This window comes from Paramesorhizobium endophyticum (genome assembly GCF_014640615.1).
GTDB lineage: Bacteria > Pseudomonadota > Alphaproteobacteria > Rhizobiales > Rhizobiaceae > Paramesorhizobium > Paramesorhizobium endophyticum.
In genome coordinates this window covers 1-652 of sequence record NZ_BMHH01000083.1, presented here as the reverse complement: position 1 = coordinate 652, position 652 = coordinate 1, and the positions used below count along the sequence as shown (strand labels likewise).

The window sequence follows — 652 nt, the reverse complement described above, 5'->3', positions numbered from 1 at the left end:
CTGCTTCGGCATTCCGGTTTCCTTTCAACTCAAGAAAACCTCTCCACTTTTCCGAAGCAAGTCCAAACAGCCAGTTGGTGCTGGATGGTGGAGACATCAATGGCGACCAGATAAGCCGCAGCATGATGCGGGACATGCTCTTCACGCTTCAATCTGGCGGAATGAGCAATGTGGTGCTGAGTGAAAATGCGGGCAAAGACGGTTCTTCAAATGACAGTGCGTCTGCCGGAGGAGCGGGTGCGGCAGCGGGAGCGCCCGACCCTGATGATGAGGATTCCAAGCCAACGCGGATTACTAATCCGAAGCATCATCCAAACTCCCAGAGCCCAGAACCAAAGAATGTTGATGAATTGTTCAATAATTCAGTCCCGGATAAAAACGGGGTGCGATGGGCAAAGGATGCAGAAGGTAATATTCATCGCTTTTCCAAGCCAAGTAATGGAGAGACCCATTGGAATGGATCAACTACTGGGATTGATCCCATGAAGCCGCAGAATATACCTTACATAAAGAAAATTCTTGGATTTAAGGGGTAGTGTCATGCTTGTCGGAGCCATCAATGATTTCGCAATAGAAACCGGCCTAGGGCGTGTCGTCATTTGAGAATACATTTCCTGAGGATTTCCAAATCAGCTTTTCAGTGATTCATAAA

The 652-nt window shown here is 48.0% G+C and carries 1 protein-coding gene; it reads left to right on the top strand.

The window, feature by feature from the left end; translation table 11 throughout:
• Nucleotides 1-536: hypothetical protein (locus IEX53_RS23655; protein ID WP_210311710.1), on the top strand; the 536-nt coding region annotated here is incomplete at its 5' end.
• Nucleotides 537-652: the final 116 nt, after the last annotated feature.